The following is a 17,212-nucleotide window of genomic DNA, read 5'->3' on the forward strand; positions in this document are numbered from 1 at the left end:
GCCCGCTCGGGGTGATGTCCTGTGCCTGTCCGACTGTCCGACGCGGGCACGCCGACCGGCGGCCCCGAGGGGGCCGCCGGTCGACGCGCGTGTCCGGCGAAGGGGTTTCGCTCAGCCGAGCAGCTCGAACTCCAGCCGCCCGAAGTGGAACTCGCGGATGGCCGCGAGCAGTTCGTCCTCGCTGAGGGTGCCGTTGCCGTCGGCGTCGATCTGGCGGAACGCCTCGGCGGCGGCGGCCTCGTCCAGACCGGCCACGGCACGGAGCCAGCCGGCGAACTCGGAGGCGTCGATGACGCCGTCGTCGTTGCGGTCGCACAGGCCGATGATGCCCTTGGCGACGGGGCCGAGGACGGTGTTGAACGCGGCCTCCCCGCCCTGGAACAGCTCACCGGCGGCGGCGTGGAACTGCTCCCGGTCCAGCGGACCCTGCGGGCTGACGCCGGCCCGGTCGGCCAGCGCCTCGAACATGGACTGGAAGGCGTCGCGCAGGGCGGCGCCCCGGGGGGAGTCCGGGGCCTGGCCGAGGGCCGCGGCGATCTCGGCCGCCTCGGCGACGAAGTCCGAGGGCTCCAGGACGCCGTTGCCGTCCTTGTCCCACTTCTCGAAGCGCTTCGACAGACGGGCCTGGGCGGTGTTGTCGGCCACCATGGTCATGTAGGTGTCTCCTTTGTGCGGCGTGGCGCCCGGACCGTTGTCCGGGTGCCGGTTCCCACGGCGGGCGCGTGCTCGGCACTCCCGCCGGGAGTCTTGTGGGCCGGGGCGCGGCCGGGGTCAGAGCCGGGTGACCCGGGTGCCCCTGGCCGTTCCGCGGGTGTCCAGGACCAGGCACGCGGCCCGGTCCCACGCGAAGGCGCGGTAGTCGTCCTCCTCCTGGAGCACCAGGACGAGGTCGCTGTCGGCGCAGGCGTCCTCGGGTGAGGCCCGGCGCGGCACCGGCACGCCGTCCACGACGAACCGGTCGACCCGCCGGTCGTGGTAGGCGAGCCGGGCCCCGGAGGCGCGCAGGGCGCGGGCCACGGGGAAGGCGGGGGACTCGCGGACGTCCGAGACGCCCGCCTTGTAGGCGACGCCGAACAGGGTGACCCGCGCCCCGGCCGGTTCCGTGCCGTGCTCGCGCAGCAGCCGGCAGGCGCGGTCGGTGACGTGCCCGGGCATGGCGTCCAGCACGTCGCGCGCCGCGTCGAGGGTGCGGAAGGTGAAGTCCTGCTGCTCGGCCCGTGCCATCAGATAGCGCGGGTCGACCGGGACGCAGTGCCCGCCGACCCCGGGGCCCGGGCGGAAGGGCGCGAAGCCGAAGGGTTTGGTGCCGGCGCAGCGCAGCACCTCCCAGATGTCGATGCCGACCTGTCCGCAGTACAGCGCGGCCTCGTCGGCGAGCGCGATGTTGACGTAGCGGTAGGCGTTCTCCAGCAGCTTGGCCATCTCCGCCTCGCGGGTGCCGGAGGCGACGACCACCTCGTCGACGAGCTGCTGGTAGAAGCCCTCGGCGTGTTTGGCGCAGAGGGTGGTGCAGCCGCTGACGATCTTCGGTGTGGTGCGGAAGGAGAAGCGGTCGTTGCCCGGGTCGATCCGCTCGGGGGAGTAGGCGAGGTGGAAGTCCTCGCCCACGCGCAGCCCGCTCTCCTCCAGCAGCGGCCGGACGATCTCCTCGGTGGTCCCCGGGTGGCTGGTCGACTCGACGCACACCAGGGTGCCGGGGGTCAGGTGCCGGGCGACGGTGCGCACGGCCGCCGTCAGCGGCCCGAGGTCGGGCGTGCGGTCGGCGGCGAGGCCGGTGGGGACGCAGATCACCACCGTACGGGCCCCGGTCAGCACCGCCGGGTCGGTGCTCGCCCGGAAGCCCGCCGCGCGCATCGCCCGGACCTCCGCGTCACCGATGTCCCCGATGTGGGAGCGGCCCGCGGTGAGGCCGTCGGTCACGGCCGCGCTGATGTCGAGGCCGACCACCCCCAGGCCCGCCTCGCAGGCCCTCCGGGCCAGTGGGAGTCCGACGTAGCCGAGCCCGACCACGGCGAGTTCCGCAGACATGTTCCCCCCTCGTTCCCCCTCGGCGCCGGCCGGTCAGACGCTGAAGCTGCCGCTGCCGGGGGCCACGTGCGATCCGTGTCCCGGGGGGACGACGAGCGAGGGGCCGAGGCAGAACGGGTCGCCGTAGATGCGCACCGGGCGGTCGGTGGTGTTGTTGAGGACATGGGCGGCGGCCGGGAGCTTCCGGCAGCCCGCCGGGTCCTTGTAGACCGTCAGCGGTTGCAGCTCCGTCTGGAAGACGGTGACCTCTCCATCGGCGGCGGCGGCCGGACCCGCGGCCAGGCCCACCCCGGCCGCGGCCGCGAGGAGGGCACAGGTGATGAACGAGCGACGCATGACGGGTTCCCCAGTTCTGCTGTACGGCCCAACGCCCGTGGTTCGCACGGAAGTTGAGGCTCTTGTTCCGCTTCCGGGATCAGCATGCCATGGGAATCGCCCCGGGGAATTCCCTATGGGAAGAATGACCCATATGAGTGAACGCTTTTCGGTCTGGCCCTCCGGGCGGAATCCCGCTCCAGGCGGCCCCGGGGCCTCCTGGCCCCTGGGGGTGCCCGGGTGCGCCGGGGGCGGACCCGGGCACCCGGGGGCGGTCGTTCAGCCGTCGCCGGACGCGGGCGGGGAGACGGTCACCGTGCCGTCGGAGGCGCCGCGCGGGCCGGGTGTCCGCGCGCCGTCGAGCCGTCCGGCGCGCAGGGCGTCCACGGCGTCGGCGGCGACGGTGCGCCGGCAGACCTTCCCGGTGGGCCCCAGGGGCAGCGCCTCGGCGAGCATCAGGTACTCGGGGAACTTCCGCCGTTCCAGGCCGCGTCGGCGCAGGTGCTCGGTGAGCCCGGGGAGCGTGGGCGGGGCCGCGCCGGGGGCCGGACGGACGCAGGCGCACAGGCGCTCCCCCAGCTCCTCGTCCGGCACGGACACGCAGACCACGTCCGCGAGGGCCGGATGGGTGCCCAGTTCGCGCTCCACCTCGGCCGGGCTGATGGTGTACCCACCCCGGATGACCACGTTCCTGAGCCGTCCCAGGACCCGCAGCCGCCCCCGGCCGTCGAGCGCGCCGAGGTCACCGGTGCGGACCCAGCCGGTCCCGGTGCGGTAGCGGGCGTCGAGTTCGGGGGCGCCCACGTAGCACATCGGCGACATCGGCCCCTTGGCGAGGATCTCCCCCTCCGTGCCGGATGGCGCCGGGGTGCCGTCGGGCCGGACGATGCGCAGCTCGGCCACGGCCGGGTCCGGAGTTCCCGCGGTGCCGTCGGCGGGGGCCCCGGGGGCGGCCGTGTGGCAGTTCACCCCGTCCGAGGACCCGTACACGGCGATCACCGGCCGCCCGAACCGCTCCCGGCAGGCGGCGGCCGTGGAGTCGGGCAGCGCCGCCCCGCTGGAGACGAGCGCGCGCAGGCCGGAGAGGTCCTCGTCCGGGGCGGGCGGCAGGTCCGCGATCCGGCGCAGCATCGTCGGCACGCCGAACACATGGGTGGGCCGGTCGGCGGTGACCGCGCGCAGCGCGTCCGGGGCGTCGAACCGCCGCCGCACGATCAGGGTCCCGCCCAGGGCGGCGAGCGTGACGGGCACGCCCAGCGAACCGAACGAGGAGGCCAGTGACACGAGCACCAGATTGCGGGGCACCGGTCCGTCGGAGGGCTCCGGTCCCTCGGGGGGCGTCCGTCCGGCCGCCGTCCGTCCGGGCCCCTCCGCGCCGTGCGGGGGCGCCGGAGGGCAGGGCTCCGTCCCCCGGTCCGCCCGACCCGCCGGGGCCGCCACCGGGTGCGCCCCGCCGGGCACCCCGGGGGCGCCGTCCGGTCCGGGCGGGCCGGGGTGCCGGGCGAGCGCCCGTACGTAGGAGGCCCGGCCGCCCGCCAGGGACTGATGGCTGTAGGCCACCATCTTCGGCTCGGCCTCGGAGCCGGACGACACCAGGATCCTCGCCGGGGCCCACGGGTCGGCGCACCGCTGGGCCGGGCAGTGCGCCGGGCCGCCCTGCCCGGACGCCAGCTCGTCCGCGCCGAACACCGCGCGCAGACAGGTGAGTCCCTCCGCGGCCAGCGCGTCCGCCGGTTCCGAGAAGACGGCACCGGCGGCCCGGGAGCGCCGCAGCAGCGTCAGCGTGTCGCGCACCCCGCCGCCCAGCGGATAGGGGAGGGCCACCGCGCCCAGGGCGTAGACGGCGAGTTCGGCCGCGGCGGCCAGCCGTCCGTTGGGCAGCCGCAGGGCGATCACGTCCCGCGCGCCGAGCCCCGCACCGGCGAACCGGGCCGCGACGCGCAGCGTGTCCGTGTACAGCTCGGCGTACGACACCGTGCCCTCGTCGTCGACCACGGCGTCCCGCGCGGGATGGGCGGCCACCTGCCCCCGGAAGAGCGAGAACAGGTCGGCGTCGGGGCACAGCCCCCGTTCCTGCCAGGCCAGCCGGTCGGCGTACGGCACCCGGTCCGGGAAGACCAGCCCGCTGCGCGCCCGCCACACGGGCCCCTGGCCCCCGTCCCGCGTCACCGGTCCCCCCGGGAGAAGTCCCAGGGGCTCGCGGGCCGGGCGTGGGCCACCTCGGCGTCCGGCGGCAGTACCGCCTTCGCGAAGGCCGGGTCCCCGGCCGTCGCCGCCAGATCGGTGCGCACGGGCACGGACGGCAGCCCGGCCTCCCGCAGCGCGTCCAGCCACCCGGCCGTGGACCCCTCGCGCAGCCGGTCCGGGACCGCGGCCGGGTCCGGCGCGCCGACGGCGGCGGCCACCGCCGTCGGGTGCGCGCGGGCCCGTGCCCCCAGGTGCAGCAGTCCGTCGGCGGTGGCGAGCGGGACGTCCAGCGCCGACAGGACGGTCCGCCGCGCCGGGCGGGGCACCAGGGCGGCGGCGGACAGCAGGGAGGAGTCGGCGCGGCAGCCGTGGCCCGTGCCCTCCCTGAGCGCCAGTCCGGCGAGCGCGGCCTGCGCCAGCACGAGGCCGCCGAGGACGTCGGTGACGGTCATCAGGGAGGGCGCGGGCGGCTCGTCGGCCGGGCGCAGGGCGGCGGCGAGCCCGCCGTGCACCTGGGCGAGGTAGTCGGTGCCGATCGGCGGCCGGGGCCCGAGGGCGCCGCCGAACCCGGAGGCCGAGGCGTACACCAGTTGCGGGCGCACGGACCGCAGATCGTCGGCGTCGAGCCCGTACCCCTCGGCCTTGCCGGGCGCCCAGGTGTGCAGGAAAACGTCGGCGCCGGAGGCCAGTTCGCGGACGGCGGCCTGGCCCCGGGGGGTGGAGAGGTCCGCCTCCACCACCGACTTGCCGGCGTTGAGCGCGGAGAACCGCGCCGAGCAGTCGCCGGCCATCGGGGCGAGCCAGCGCATGGGGTCGCCGCCGGGCGGTTCCACCCGGACGACGTCGGCGCCGAGCAGGCGCAGGACGTGTCCGGCCATCGGGCCCTGCACGCGCCGGGTCGACTCGACCACCCGCAGCCCGGAAAGGGGCGGCGGTCCGCCGCCGGCCTCCCGCCGGTGACCGCGCGGAGCGGGCGGACGGAGGTGCGGGACATCGGCCGGCGCGAGGGTCCAGGGATCGAGGACCGGCGCCGTCGTGGTGGCCCCGATCTCGGCGAGCGCCACCCCGTGGCGCGCGGCGGTCGCCCGGACCGCCCGCAGGGGGGTGCGGCGCAGGGCGGTGCGCAGCTCGCGCGGCAGCGGGCAGACGGCCGTCCCGAAGCGGCTCTGGAACGGCCCCCAGCCCCGCCCGGTGGTCCGCGGGTCGACCCCCAGCTCCTGCCAGAACCCGGCCCAGGCCAGCGGGTCCAGGGTCTCGATCTCGACGGACACCTCGTCGGCGGTCGTGAGGGCGGCGAGTCCGACGCCTCGCGCCCCGCCGGAGACGGCGCCGGGCGCGGTCGCGGCGGCGAGGTACTGGGTGAGGGCGAGCAGCGCCCCCTGCGCCAGGGAGGTCCCGGAGCGCAGCCCGCCGTGCCCGCGCAGCCGGGCGACCAGGCAGGCGGTGGCGCCCTGGGCGGCGAGCACCCCGGTGACGGCGGAGACGTAGTCGGCCGTCAGCGGACGGGGGCCGCCGGTGGCGCGGCCGTGCACCAGCATGATCCCGCAGGCCGCCTGGACGGCCCGTTCGTCACCGGCGTCGATCCCGACCGGCCCCCGGCCGCCGATGCTCCGGGCGGCGTCCGGAACCCCGTCGACCGGGAGGCCGTGGTCGCGCAGCGGCAGCAGGGTGCGGTGGAGCAGCCGGGACGCCACCTCGACGGCCGCGCCGGGCGGCCGCTCCCCGGCCTCCTCGCCCGGCGACACCGGTAACGGCCCACGGTCCTGGTGGCGTTGAAGCATGGGGTTCGGCCTCACTGTTGCGATGATCTTCCGAGGGGACAACCCCACCGGTGCGACCGTGGACACGGTGGGAGGGCCCGTTCATTCCGAATGGCCGGAACTCGCGGGCGCGTACGGCCGTTTCGACGCCCGCCCGGCTTCGGAGGGGACCGGCGGGCGCGGGGCGGCCGGTCCGCGTCGTGCCGTCCGGCCCCGGACTTCCCCCCGGGTGGCGGACGGTACCGCGCACCATGTGCCCGACGCGGTCGGCCTTTTCGTCAACGCGACGTGTTCAGGAGGCACTTGGCCGAGTCCGGCGGGCGCGCCGCCTTCACTCGGGCGCGTCTTCCTGCTCCGGGGACGGGGGCGCCGGTGGAGTGCGAATCCGGGGGACGCCCCGGGGCCCGACGGGCATGGGTGCCGGGGCCGGGTGGAGAGGGGCGGAGCAGGGCCCGAGGGCCCCGGCGTACCGCCCCGGCCCGGGCGACGCGCGTCGCGCCGTACGCCGCCCCGGGGCCCGTTCCGAACCGCTCGCCCCCGCCTCCGTACTTCACGGACAGCGCCGGATCGGCCGGCAGCGGGAACCGTCGATCCCCCCGTCCCCGGTCATCGGCCGCTGCGGGAAGGGTGGTCGGAGGGCGGGAGGCACCTGAGTCAGGTGGCCCGCTGTCCCGCCGTCACGGCGGTGTCCCTCTCCTCCTCGCGTCGCGCTCCGCTCCGGGCGAGGTCGTCCTCCAGGTCGTCCAGGGCCCGCCGGGCGGCCTCGATGCGCAGGCGCAGCAGGCCGTCCTCGTCCGCCGGGCGCGGGGCGCGGCGCGGCCGGGGCGGTCCGGCCGCGGTCCCCTCCAACTCCCGTGCCTCGTCCAGGGAGGTGAGGACCACGCCGATGAGCACGTTCACCAGGACGAAGGACGCGAGGAGCACGTACGAGGCGTAGTAGACGAGGCTCCACCGGGAGATGCCGAGCCCGGCGTGGACGGCGTCGCCGATGCCGTCCAGGGTCATCAGCAGGAACAGCGTCAGCATCGCCCGGCCGATGGAGCCGTAGTGCTCGGGGTCGTCGTCCCCGAAGAAGACCCAGCCCACCATCGCGTAGACGTACAGCAGCAGGGCGCCGACGAGCAGGAAGCTCAGGGTGCCCGGGAGGCTGCGGACCACCGCCACGAGCAGGACGCGCAGTTGGGGCAGGAAGCGGGCGGTGCGCAACACCCGGGCCAGCCTCAGCAGCCGCAGCACGGTGGTGTTCTCCCGGATGACCGGCAGGAACGCGCAGAGGACCACGGCCAGGTCGAAGAGGTTCCACGGGTCCTTGAAGAACTCCCGGGGGCGGTCGGCGTGGGCTGCCAGGCGCAGCGCGATCTCGGCGGTGAAGGCGGCGAGGCAGAGGTGTTCGGCCAGACGTAACCCGTCGTGCCACTCGACGGCCAGTCCGGAGTACGTCTCCAGGCCCAGGAGGGCGGCGTTGACGAGGATCACGGCGATGACGGCGAGGGCGAACCAGCGTGCCTCGACGATCTCGCCGCACCGCCGTGCCAGGGCCGCGCGGGCCGTGCGAATGGGGTGGTGCTCGGACATGCTGCCGACCTGTCTCCTTCGCCTGTGTCATCCGACCCGGCCGGCTCGGCGGAGCGGCCCCCAGGGTGAATGATCTTGCTCTTGAAGACATTTTCTACAGCACTGTAGTGAGCGCCGCGCGCGCGGACCCGTCTCCGGGCGTCCGGACCGGCGGACTGCCCCACCATCGCACGCCCCAGGGGGACTTCGGGGCGCGGGGACGGTGCTCGCCGGTGCGTTGGCGGCGGACGTCCGGTACCGGGACGGCGGGGCCCCGGGCCGCGGCCCCGGGGCTTCGGGACCGTGGTGCCGAGGGCCCCGCCGGGGCTCAGGTGTCAGCCGTGGTACGTGATGTAGCCGTTGCCGTCACGGTCGTCGGCCTTCTTGGTGTAGGAGTGCACATCGGCACGGGCACCGGAGGGCTTGGACAGGTAGATGGTGTCCTTGTCGTTGTTCCAGATGAAGTTGCAGTTCTGGCGGAAGACGACGTTCCCCGCGTCGGAGTCCTTGCCCTTGCCCCCGCGCAGCTTGACGTAGTCGCCGGGCTCCAGGGTGTGGTTCGCCGTGAAGACGAACTTGTTGCCGGTCGCGTCCTTGACCACGTACCCCTTGAGGTTCACCTTCGCGGTGCGCGAGTAGTTCTTGATGGTCAGGTACTCGTCCTTGGTGTTGCCGCCGGAGCACTTGTTGGAGTCCGGGCCGGGGGCGTCGTACTGGACACCCTTGATCTTCAGCGCCGAGGAGTACTCGGCGGCCTGCGCCGGAACGGCCACGACGAGGCCGAGAGCGGCGGCGGACGCGGTGGTGACGGCGGTGGTCAGGGTGCGGCGGACGCGCATGAGGATCTGTTCCCCCCTCAGTGGTGCGAATAGAGCGTCCGGAGCATACCGAAAATATGATCAGCCAGAGAGTGAAACGTGAAGGAAGTGTGCGCCCCTCGTGAGTGGATGCGCCCCCTCGCCCGAACCCCTCTCGCGGCCCCCGCGTGGCCCTTCCGCGCACCCCCACCCGGCACCCCCATCCGGCACCCCGTCCCGCGCTCCTCCCGGCACCCCGTCGTCACCCTCCCCGCACCGCGCCGTACCCCGGCACGGGCCGTCCCGGCGGCCACCCGGCCCTGGTCACAGGGGGGCCGAAGGTCCCCGGGCCGGACCGGGCCGGGGACCGTTCGCCCCTACCCGCCCCCCGGGGCCAGCGGACGATCATGTGGCGGCGGCCGGGAACGCCGCGCCGTCCACGCCGTGCGCACCGCGTTCCCGGCCCCGCGACCGACAGGAACAGATGGGGAGGACGCCGTCCGATGGACGAGGCGCAGCACAACCAGGTGGGCCCGGTGAAGGAGGTGCCGCCGCGCCCCGTGGGCCACGGGGACGGGCCGGCGGTCGCCGGGGCGGCGGCCCGGCCGACCTGGACGGACTGGCTCACCACCACCGACCACAAGAGGATCGGGACGCTCTATCTGGTCTCCGCCTTCGTGTTCTTCGTCCTCGGCGGCGTCATGGCCCTGATGATGCGGGCCGAACTCGCCCGGCCGGGCCTGCAGATCATGTCGAACGAGCAGTTCAACCAGGCGTTCACCATGCACGGCTCGATCATGCTGCTGATGTTCGCCATGCCGCTGTTCACCGGCTTCGCCAACTGGATCATGCCGCTCCAGATCGGCGCCCCGGACGTCGCCTTCCCCCGGCTGAACATGCTCGCCTTCTGGCTCTTCCTGTTCGGTTCGCTGATAGCCGCCGGCGGCTTCCTCACCCCCGGCGGCGCCGCCGACTTCGGCTGGTTCCTCTACGCCCCGCTCTCCGACGCGGTGCACTCGCCGGGAGTCGGCGCCGACCTCTGGATCATGGGCGTCGCGCTGTCCGGATTCGGCTCCATCCTGGGCGCCGTCAACTTCATCACCACCATCATCTGCATGCGCGCGCCCGGCATGACCATGTTCCGCATGCCGATCTTCACCTGGAACGTGCTGCTGACCGCGCTGCTGGTCCTGCTGGTCTTCCCGGTGCTGGCCGCGGCCCTGTTCGCGCTGGAGGCGGACCGCACGTTCGGCAGCCATGTCTTCGACCCGGCCAACGGCGGGGCGCTGCTCTGGCAGCACCTCTTCTGGTTCTTCGGCCACCCCGAGGTCTACATCCTGGCGCTGCCGTTCTTCGGCATCGTCTCCGAGGTCATCCCGGTCTTCTCCCGCAAGCCGATGTTCGGCTACATGGGCCTGATCGCGGCCACGATCTCCATCGCGGGCCTGTCGGTGACCGTGTGGGCGCACCACATGTACGCCACCGGCGGCGTGCTGCTGCCGTTCTTCTCGTTCATGACCTTCCTGATCGCGGTCCCGACCGGGGTGAAGTTCTTCAACTGGATCGGCACCATGTGGAAGGGCAGTCTCTCCTTCGAGACGCCGATGCTCTGGACGCTGGGCTTCCTGATCACCTTCGTCTTCGGTGGTCTGACCGGTGTCATCCTCGCCTCGCCGCCGCTGGACTTCCACCTCACCGACTCGTACTTCGTGGTCGCGCACTTCCACTACACCGTGTTCGGCACGGTCGTGTACGCCATGTTCGCCGGGTTCCACTTCTGGTGGCCGAAGTTCACCGGCAAGATCCTCGACGAGCACCTCGGGAAGATCACCTTCTGGACGCTCACGGTCGGCTTCCACCTGACGTTCCTCGTCCAGCACTGGCTCGGCACCGAGGGGATGCCCCGCCGCTACGCCGACTACCTGGCCGCCGACGGGTTCACCGCCCTCAACACCCTGTCCACCATCGGCTCGTTCCTGCTGGGCATGTCGCTGCTGCCGTTCTTCTACAACGTCTGGAAGACCGCCAGGTACGGCGAGCCGGTCGGCGTGGACGACCCCTGGGGCTTCGGCCGCTCGCTGGAGTGGGCGACCTCCTGCCCGCCGCCGCGCCACAACTTCACCTCCCTGCCCCGCATCCGCTCCGAGTCCCCGGCCCTGGATCTGCGCCACCCGGAGATCGCCGCCGCCGAGTTGGTGAAGTGAGCCGTGGCGCACCCCGTCCTCGCCCTGGGCACGGCCCTGGCCACCGCGTCCGGCTGCGTCTGGTACCTCCCGGCCCTCTTTGAGGTCCGCGCGGGAGCCGACCGCCCGGACTCCCGGCGGAGCACGGCCGCCGCCTGTCTGACCGGCTGGAGCACGGCCGGGTGCGTGGCCCTGCTCCTGCTGCTCACCGAGGCGTGGCACTGGCCCGCCGCAACGGCCTCGGCGGGGGCCGCCGTCACCACCGGGATGCTGGTCCGCGCCGCCGTCCAGCACCGCCGGGAGGCCCGGGAGACCGCCCGTGACTGGGCGGGTCTCGACCTGGAGCCCTACCGTCCGCCCGCGCTCCGCCCCCTCCTGGCCGCGCTGCTGGTCGCCGTCCTCGCCGCGGCGGCGGCCACGGCCGTGCTCCTGGCGGCGGGGCCCGGGAACGGCGGCTCCTGGGCCGTCGTCACGCTGCCCACCGCGCTCCTGGGGCTGGTCCTCACCGCGGTGACCGTCCGGGCCGGTGCGGCCCGCAGACGGTACCGGGCCGGCGGCGGTGACCCGGACCCCGCCACCGTGCCCGGCGCCCGGTGAGCACGCCCGCGCGCGGCCCTGAGTACGCGTACTCACGCCGCCGCGGGCGCCCGGCTGTGAGAGTGGGCGGCGTACCGAGCGACCGGTGACCCACGACTGGAGACGACCATGCGCACCCCCCGCGGCACGAACCGGACCCGCACCGCCACCGCCCCGCGCCGCCGGCGGCCCCGCCTCCTCACCGCCGCCCTGGTCTGCGCGGCCGGGGCCGCCGCGGTCACCGGATGCGCCGGCCTCGAGTACCGGGAGGCGAGCTGCGCGGGCGGGGAGTACCCGGTGGTGGCCGTGGGCGGCACCGGCAGCGCCTGTGTGCCCGACGGCGAGGCGCCCCCGGAGGGCTTCCGGACCTACCCCCGGGGCAAGGTGCCGAAGTACGTCGACGACAAGTGGGACGTGTACTGGCGCACCCACGTCGTCGACGGGGACGGCACCATCTCCGAGGCACCGGACGAGGGCTGACCCGCGGCCGGCCGGGACCCCGGGCCGCCCGGCGGCCTCCCCCGGGGAGCCGTGGGGGTGTGCGCCGCGCGCCACGCCCCGGCGGGGGGAGGGGCTCCCGGCGGCCCGGCGGCCTCAGCACGAGGTGAGTTCGGGCTCCTCCGGCGCGGGGCGGTTCATCAGCGGCCGGAGGTGGCGGTCGTAGAGGACGGACCAGCGCGAGGGCTGCCCCGAGGACCGGTCCATGACCGCCGCGAGCGCCTCGCACACCCGGCGGTGCAGCTCCGGCTTCCGGCGGTCCACCGCCACCCCGTAGCCCTCCTTCGAACCGCCCATGCTCTCCAGGGCCTTGGTCTTCACGGAGTACTTGTGGGCGAGCCCCGCGACGATCACGTCGTCGGTGGCCACCGCGTACACGGCGGACTTCGGGTCCAGCAGGTCCCGGACGCAGTCCTCGTACCCGGTCCGCAGCGTCATCTGCCCGCGGAGGCCCTCCTGTTCGATCCACGGGACGTAGACCGACCGCCGGGCGGTGCACACCTGCGCGCTCGGGTCCCGCTGGAGGTCGCTGACGTCGTTGTACCGCCGGTTCTTGCGCACCAGCATCCCCTTCAGCGCCTCGAAGTAGGGCCCGGCGAAAAGCACTTCGTCCTGGCGCTCGCGCTCGTCGCTGATGCTGTAGGTGGCGACGACCAGATGGACCCGTCCCGCGGTGAGGTAGGCGCTGCGGTTGTCCGAGGTGACCGGGTAGAAGGACACCTGATCGTCGGTGTAGCCCATCTCGCGGGCGAGGGCCCGGGCGAGGTCGACCTCGAAGCCCCGGTGGACGCCCCCGCTCCGCACGCTCAGCCCCGGCTGGTCCTCCTTGACGCCGATCCGCAGCTTGTTCGGCGAGTTGGCGGGAGCGGGCTCCCCGGGCTTCTCCTCCGACGCGCCCCCCGCCGCCGGTCCGGACCCCGCCGACCCGCCGTCCAGCTGCTGCCAGACGAACCACCCGGCTCCCGCGAGCAGCGCCGCGCAGACCACGGCCGCGGCCACGCGCAGCGGCCCCCGGCGCCGCCCGGTCCCGCCCGGACCGGTGGCCGGACCACCGGTCCCGGGCTCGGCCGTCTCCGGCGGCACGGGCCCCGGACGGACCGGCGCGGCCCGCGCTGCCGGGGTGTCCAGCGCCGCCGCGTCGTCGGTGACCGCCTGGAGCATCCGGTCGGCCTCGGCGGCGTCCGGGCGCCGGTCGGGGTCCTTGTCCAGGAGCGCCTCGATCAGCCCGGCGAGCGGTCCCGCGTACTTCATCGGCGGCACCGGCGCGTCCCGCACGGCGATGAGCACCTCGAACCCGGTGGCCCCCTCGAAGGGCCGCCTGCCCTCCACCATCTCGTACAGGGTGACGCCCAGCGACCAGAGGTCGGAGGCGGTGGACGCCGGACGCGGTGTGGCCGGGGTGTGGCTGAGCAGCTCCGGCGCCAGGTACTGGGGCGTCCCGATGATCTCGTGGGACCGGGTGACCTGGACGGCGCCCTCGAAGGTGGCGATCCCGAAGTCCATGAGCAGGGCGCGCCCGTCCGGACGGAACAGGATGTTGTGCGGCTTGACGTCCCGGTGCAGGACGCCGGACTCGTGCACCGCGGCCAGCCCGCGCAGCACCTGGAGGCCGATGCGCGCGGCATGCGGGACGGACAGCAGCCGCTGCTCGCGCAGCAGGTCCGCCAGCGACCGGGAGTTCAGCAGCTCCATGACGATCCAGACCTGGTTGCCGTCCTCGATCACATCGTGGACGGCGACCACGTTCTGGTGCCCGATCCGGGCGATGGCCTGCGCCTCGCGGCGCGCCCTGCTCACCCAGGTGGCCTGCGCCGAGGGGTCCGCGGCGCCGGGGTACAGCAGCCCCTTCACCGCCACCTTGCGGTCCAGGCTCGCGTCCAGGGCCTCCCAGACCACGCCCATCCCACCGCGTCCGAGCTGGCGCTGCAGCCTGTAGCGGCCCGCGATCACCGTGCCCGGACCGTCGCCCGACCCGCCGCCGGCCGTATCCTCGCTGCGCATCCGACCCCCATTGATTGTCGATACGGACAGCAACAGTAGACGCCCCGTCAGATGACCCGGTTCCGGACGGCGCGTCCGCGCACCGGCCGAACGGGACCGGGACGGCCGCAGCCGGCGGCGGCCCGCCCGCCCGGGGGCACGGGAGCGGCCCCGGGGCCGCCGGACCGGCCCGGGGGGACCGCACGGCCGGCCCGCCCCGCGAGGCCGGCCCGGTACGGGCCGGACGCCGTACGGACGTGCGGCAGGCCGCCCGCCGTGACCGGTCCGGAAACCCCCGCCCGGCCACCCGGCCGGGAGAGGTGAGGGGCACGGCGGGGTGCCCCGTGTCCCGGCCGGGGCGCCCGCCCGGCCCGGCGGTCCCCGGCCCGGCGCGGGTCCGGCAACTCACCGACGAAGCCGTGAAGCGGGCGGGCGGCCCCCCGGGCTCCTATCGTCACGTCCATGGAGCGTGAGCGGCCGGACGGGCGGCGGGCGGGACGGGACCGGGGAAGCCGGTCGCGGCGCTGCTACCTGGGGGCCGTCTGGTACCTGCGGGCCGTGGCGTTCGTCAACCTCCTCGCCGGGGTGTGGGTCTCCTTCGGCAACGACATCCGGCGCCACAACGACGACGAGTTCTTCACCCCCTACCTGCTGACCGCGGGCTTCTTCTCCGGCTCCGTCTCGCTCCTGCTGGCCGTCACCATGCGGCGCCGCAAACGCGCGGCGTGGCTGCTGAACCTGGTCCTCGCCTCCCTGCTGCTCGCCCTGGGCGTCGTGGCCCTGGGGCTGCCGGTCTACCGGCGGCACGCGCAGAACTGGGTCTCCGTCGTCGTCACCGCGCTCTTCGTCGCCTGTCTGGCCGCGGGACGCCGCGAGTTCCGCGCCCGGGGCGACCGCGCCAACCCGAGGCTGGCGGCCACCGTCGCGGCGGCCGGGTTCGCGGTCTGCTCCCTGACCGCCGCCGCGCTGGTCTCCGCCTCCAACACCGACCCGGACGCCCGGCGGGCCACCTTCTTCCAGCAGTGGCACTACGGCGTCCTCCGGATGCTCTCCCTCGCCTACGACGACGTCCACTACGGGGACATCAGCACACCCGCGGGGATCAACGTCCTGATCAACATCATGAGCACCGCCCTGGTCCTGCTGGTCCTGTACGCGGCGTTCCGCTCCCGGCGCCCGGTCGACGCCATGACGGACGAGGACCGGCGGCGGCTGCGCGCCCTCCTGGAGCGGCACGGGGAGCGCGACTCGCTGGGGTACTTCGCGCTGCGGTCCGACAAGAGCGCCGTCTGGTCCCCCACGGGAAAGTCCGCCGTCACCTACCGGGTGACCGGCGGTGTGTCCCTGGCGTCCGGCGATCCGATCGGCGACCCGGAGGCGTGGCCCGGCGCGATCGGCCGCTGGCTCGCCCAGGCCCGCGAGCACGGGTGGACCCCGGCGGTGATCGGCGCCAGCGAGGAGGGCGGCACGGTCTACGCCCGGCACGGACTGGACGCCCTGGAGCTCGGGGACGAGGCCGTCGTCGACCTCGACGACTTCACCCTGGAGGGCCGCGCCATGCGCGGGGTGCGCCAGGCGTACCACCGCATCGGCCGGGCGGGGTTCACCGTCCGCGTCCGCCGGCACGAGGACATCCCGCCGGACGAGATGGCCGCACTGGTCCGGCTCGCGGACGACTGGCGCGACGGCGAGACGGAACGCGGCTTCTCGATGGCGCTGGGCCGCCTCGGGGACCCCGGGGACGGCCGCTGCGTGATGGTGGTCTGCTACGACGGGGAGCGCCCGCGCGGGCTGCTCAGCTTCGTGCCCTGGGGCGGTGACGGGCTCTCCCTGGACCTGATGCGCCGCGACCGCCGTTCCGAGAACGGCCTCTTCGAGTTCATGGTGCTGAAGCTGACCGAGCACGCCGGGGAACTCGGCATCCGGCGGATCTCCCTGAACTTCGCCATGTTCCGCTCCGTCTTCGAGCGCGGCTCCCGGCTGGGCGCGGGCCCGGTGCTGCGCCTGTGGCGCTCGCTGCTCGGCTTCTTCTCCCGGTGGTGGCAGATCGAGTCGCTGTACCGGGCCAACGCCAAGTACCGGCCGGTGTGGGAACCGCGCTACCTGCTCTTCGAGAAGAGCGCCGACCTGCTCCGCATCACCGTGGCCAGTGCCCGCGCCGAGGGCTTCCTCACCCTCCCCGCCCTGCCGGAACGGCTCGGCGGGCGGCGCGCGCGGAGCACGGTGCCCGAGCCGTGAGCGCCCGGACGCAGGACCGCCCGCCCGGCCCGGTGCCCCCGGGGCCCGGGGCGTGCGCCGGCGACGGCGCGGAGGGGAAGGCCGGGTGACGGGCGGTCGTCCCCCGCGGGACGGCGGGCGGGACGAGGGGGACGCGCGCCCCGCGCCCACCGGGTCCCCCCGGGCCGCCGGCGAGGGCGGCGGGATCACGCGCCGCACGGTGGAGGCGACGGCGGGCTTCGCGCGCCGGGAGTGGGGTCCCGTGTGGACGGCCGTGCGGGCCGGGCTGGCCGGACGGGGTCCGCGGGCGATCCCGCTGACCCTCGTCTCGCTCTGCCTGATCGTCCTGCTCCAGGCCGCCCAGCGGCGGAGCCACTCCTGGAGCCAGGGGCTGGTGGCGGACCTCGGCTTCGTCCGGGCGGGCGACCCGTGGTGGCTCGCGCTGGCGCGCACCCCGCTCTCCCTGTTCGTACCGGCCGCGGACCTGCCGGTGTGGGGGGCCCTGGCCCAGGTGCTCGTGGTCCTCGGGATCGCGGAGATCACCCTGGGGGTGCGGCGGACGCTGCTCGTCGCCTACGCCTGCACCCTCGCCGGGGTCCTCTACGCCCGGATCGGGGTGGCGACGGGACCGGGCGGGCTCCTCGGCCTCCCCGCATCCGACGCCGGGGTCGTCGACACCGGGCCGTCCAGCGCGGTCGTCGGCCTGGCGCTGGTGCTCTGCTGCCGCTTCCGCGCCTGGTTCACGGGGACCCTGGTCGTGGTGCTGATGGTGGTCGAGGCGGTGCTGAAGCCCAACCTCGCGGGCAAGGAGCACCTGGTGGCCGTCGCCGCGGCGGCCGCGCTCTGCGCGTTCCCGGCCCTGCGGGGGCGGCGCGGCGGAGGCGGCGAAGGGCCCGGCGCGGCGGGCCGCCGCCCGCGCCGGACCGCCCGGCTCACCGCCGCAGCAGCAGCGAGGTCACGCGGAGCCGTCCGCTGTGGATCCAGACGTCGGAGTATTCGACGGGGCGGTCGTCGGCGAGGTAGGTGACCTGCTGGAGGTACTGGACGGGGGCGTGCTCGGGGAGGTCGAGGGCGTGGGCGACGTCGGGGGTGGCGGCTTCGGCGCTGAAGGTGCGGC

The 17,212-nt window shown here is 74.9% G+C and carries 13 protein-coding genes and 1 pseudogene; 5 read left to right on the forward strand and 9 right to left on the reverse strand.

Features of this window, described 5'->3' with window-relative positions; genetic code table 11:
- Positions 1-111: 111 nt before the first annotated feature.
- The 7 genes from ACZ7LB_RS29670 to ACZ7LB_RS29700 all read right to left on the reverse strand — a co-directional run bounded on the left by ACZ7LB_RS29670 (position 112) and on the right by ACZ7LB_RS29700 (position 8,683).
- Complete coding sequence (locus ACZ7LB_RS29670; protein ID WP_471472408.1) at positions 112-654, reverse strand: EF-hand domain-containing protein; 543 nt, start codon at positions 652-654, stop codon at positions 112-114.
- A 117-nt stretch (positions 655-771) separates the two neighbouring features.
- Positions 772-2,028, reverse strand: coding sequence for a nucleotide sugar dehydrogenase (locus ACZ7LB_RS29675; RefSeq protein ID WP_471472410.1), 1,257 nt, complete (start codon positions 2,026-2,028; stop codon positions 772-774).
- 33 nt (positions 2,029-2,061) lie between these two features.
- Positions 2,062-2,364: a hypothetical protein gene (locus tag ACZ7LB_RS29680; protein WP_471472412.1), complete on the reverse strand. Its 303-nt coding sequence runs from the start codon at positions 2,362-2,364 to the stop codon at positions 2,062-2,064.
- Between the two features lie 258 nt (positions 2,365-2,622).
- The gene (locus ACZ7LB_RS29685; RefSeq protein ID WP_471472414.1) at positions 2,623-4,512 is read right to left on the reverse strand and encodes a class I adenylate-forming enzyme family protein; all 1,890 of its coding nucleotides are present in this window, start codon (positions 4,510-4,512) and stop codon (positions 2,623-2,625) included.
- Entirely contained in the window at positions 4,509-6,311 is a 1,803-nt protein-coding gene (locus ACZ7LB_RS29690) for a CoA transferase (protein ID WP_471472416.1), read from the reverse strand. The genes ACZ7LB_RS29685 and ACZ7LB_RS29690 overlap by 4 nt, the downstream gene beginning before the upstream one ends.
- Before the next feature lie 633 nt (positions 6,312-6,944).
- On the reverse strand, positions 6,945-7,865 hold the full coding sequence (locus ACZ7LB_RS29695; RefSeq protein WP_471472418.1) for an ion transporter: 921 nt from the start codon (positions 7,863-7,865) through the stop codon (positions 6,945-6,947).
- Between the two features lie 314 nt (positions 7,866-8,179).
- A complete protein-coding gene (locus tag ACZ7LB_RS29700; protein WP_471472420.1) occupies positions 8,180-8,683 on the reverse strand; it encodes a lamin tail domain-containing protein in 504 nt (167 codons plus the stop codon).
- Between the two features lie 461 nt (positions 8,684-9,144).
- Between ACZ7LB_RS29700 and ctaD the strand changes: the two genes are divergently transcribed.
- The 3 genes from ctaD to ACZ7LB_RS29715 all read left to right on the forward strand — a co-directional run bounded on the left by ctaD (position 9,145) and on the right by ACZ7LB_RS29715 (position 11,880).
- The gene (gene ctaD / locus ACZ7LB_RS29705; protein ID WP_471472422.1) at positions 9,145-10,845 is read left to right on the forward strand and encodes an aa3-type cytochrome oxidase subunit I; all 1,701 of its coding nucleotides are present in this window, start codon (positions 9,145-9,147) and stop codon (positions 10,843-10,845) included.
- 3 nt (positions 10,846-10,848) lie between these two features.
- Entirely contained in the window at positions 10,849-11,421 is a 573-nt protein-coding gene (locus ACZ7LB_RS29710) for a hypothetical protein (protein ID WP_471472424.1), read from the forward strand.
- 108 nt (positions 11,422-11,529) lie between these two features.
- On the forward strand, positions 11,530-11,880 hold the full coding sequence (locus ACZ7LB_RS29715) for an SCO0607 family lipoprotein (protein WP_471472425.1): 351 nt from the start codon (positions 11,530-11,532) through the stop codon (positions 11,878-11,880).
- 114 nt (positions 11,881-11,994) lie between these two features.
- Here ACZ7LB_RS29715 and ACZ7LB_RS29720 read toward each other — a convergent pair whose 3' ends face one another.
- Positions 11,995-13,899 (reverse strand): serine/threonine-protein kinase, encoded by a 1,905-nt coding sequence (locus ACZ7LB_RS29720; protein ID WP_471472427.1) that lies wholly within the window; start codon positions 13,897-13,899, stop codon positions 11,995-11,997.
- A 441-nt stretch (positions 13,900-14,340) separates the two neighbouring features.
- Here ACZ7LB_RS29720 and ACZ7LB_RS29725 point away from each other — a divergent pair, with 441 nt between their 5' ends.
- Both ACZ7LB_RS29725 and ACZ7LB_RS29730 read left to right on the forward strand, forming a co-directional pair.
- Positions 14,341-16,116 carry a phosphatidylglycerol lysyltransferase domain-containing protein gene (locus ACZ7LB_RS29725; RefSeq protein ID WP_471472429.1) on the forward strand — a complete coding sequence of 592 codons (1,776 nt, stop codon included), beginning with the start codon at positions 14,341-14,343 and terminating at the stop codon, positions 16,114-16,116.
- A 184-nt stretch (positions 16,117-16,300) separates the two neighbouring features.
- A complete protein-coding gene (locus tag ACZ7LB_RS29730; protein WP_471472437.1) occupies positions 16,301-17,122 on the forward strand; it encodes a hypothetical protein in 822 nt (273 codons plus the stop codon).
- On the opposite strand, the pseudogene ACZ7LB_RS29735 reads toward ACZ7LB_RS29730, so the two are convergent.
- A pseudogene (locus tag ACZ7LB_RS29735) lies at positions 17,121-17,212 on the reverse strand (GntR family transcriptional regulator); the annotation flags it as partial. The gene ACZ7LB_RS29730 and the pseudogene ACZ7LB_RS29735 sit on opposite strands and share 2 nt — an antisense overlap.

This window comes from Streptomyces sp. NPDC107521 (assembly GCF_055598485.1).

Bases quoted from the DNA above. Each gene is read 5' to 3' on its own strand.
- ACZ7LB_RS29670 (WP_471472408.1), bottom strand. From the start codon at position 654: ATGACCATGGTGGCCGACAACACCGCCCAGGCCCGTCTGTCGAAGCGC.
- ACZ7LB_RS29675 (WP_471472410.1), bottom strand. From the start codon at position 2,028: ATGTCTGCGGAACTCGCCGTGGTCGGGCTCGGCTACGTCGGACTCCCA.
- ACZ7LB_RS29680 (WP_471472412.1), bottom strand. From the start codon at position 2,364: ATGCGTCGCTCGTTCATCACCTGTGCCCTCCTCGCGGCCGCGGCCGGG.
- ACZ7LB_RS29690 (WP_471472416.1), bottom strand. From the start codon at position 6,311: ATGCTTCAACGCCACCAGGACCGTGGGCCGTTACCGGTGTCGCCGGGC.
- ACZ7LB_RS29695 (WP_471472418.1), bottom strand. From the start codon at position 7,865: ATGTCCGAGCACCACCCCATTCGCACGGCCCGCGCGGCCCTGGCACGG.
- ACZ7LB_RS29700 (WP_471472420.1), bottom strand. From the start codon at position 8,683: ATGCGCGTCCGCCGCACCCTGACCACCGCCGTCACCACCGCGTCCGCC.
- ctaD (WP_471472422.1), top strand. From the start codon at position 9,145: ATGGACGAGGCGCAGCACAACCAGGTGGGCCCGGTGAAGGAGGTGCCG.
- ACZ7LB_RS29715 (WP_471472425.1), top strand. From the start codon at position 11,530: ATGCGCACCCCCCGCGGCACGAACCGGACCCGCACCGCCACCGCCCCG.
- ACZ7LB_RS29720 (WP_471472427.1), bottom strand. From the start codon at position 13,899: ATGCGCAGCGAGGATACGGCCGGCGGCGGGTCGGGCGACGGTCCGGGC.
- ACZ7LB_RS29725 (WP_471472429.1), top strand. From the start codon at position 14,341: ATGGAGCGTGAGCGGCCGGACGGGCGGCGGGCGGGACGGGACCGGGGA.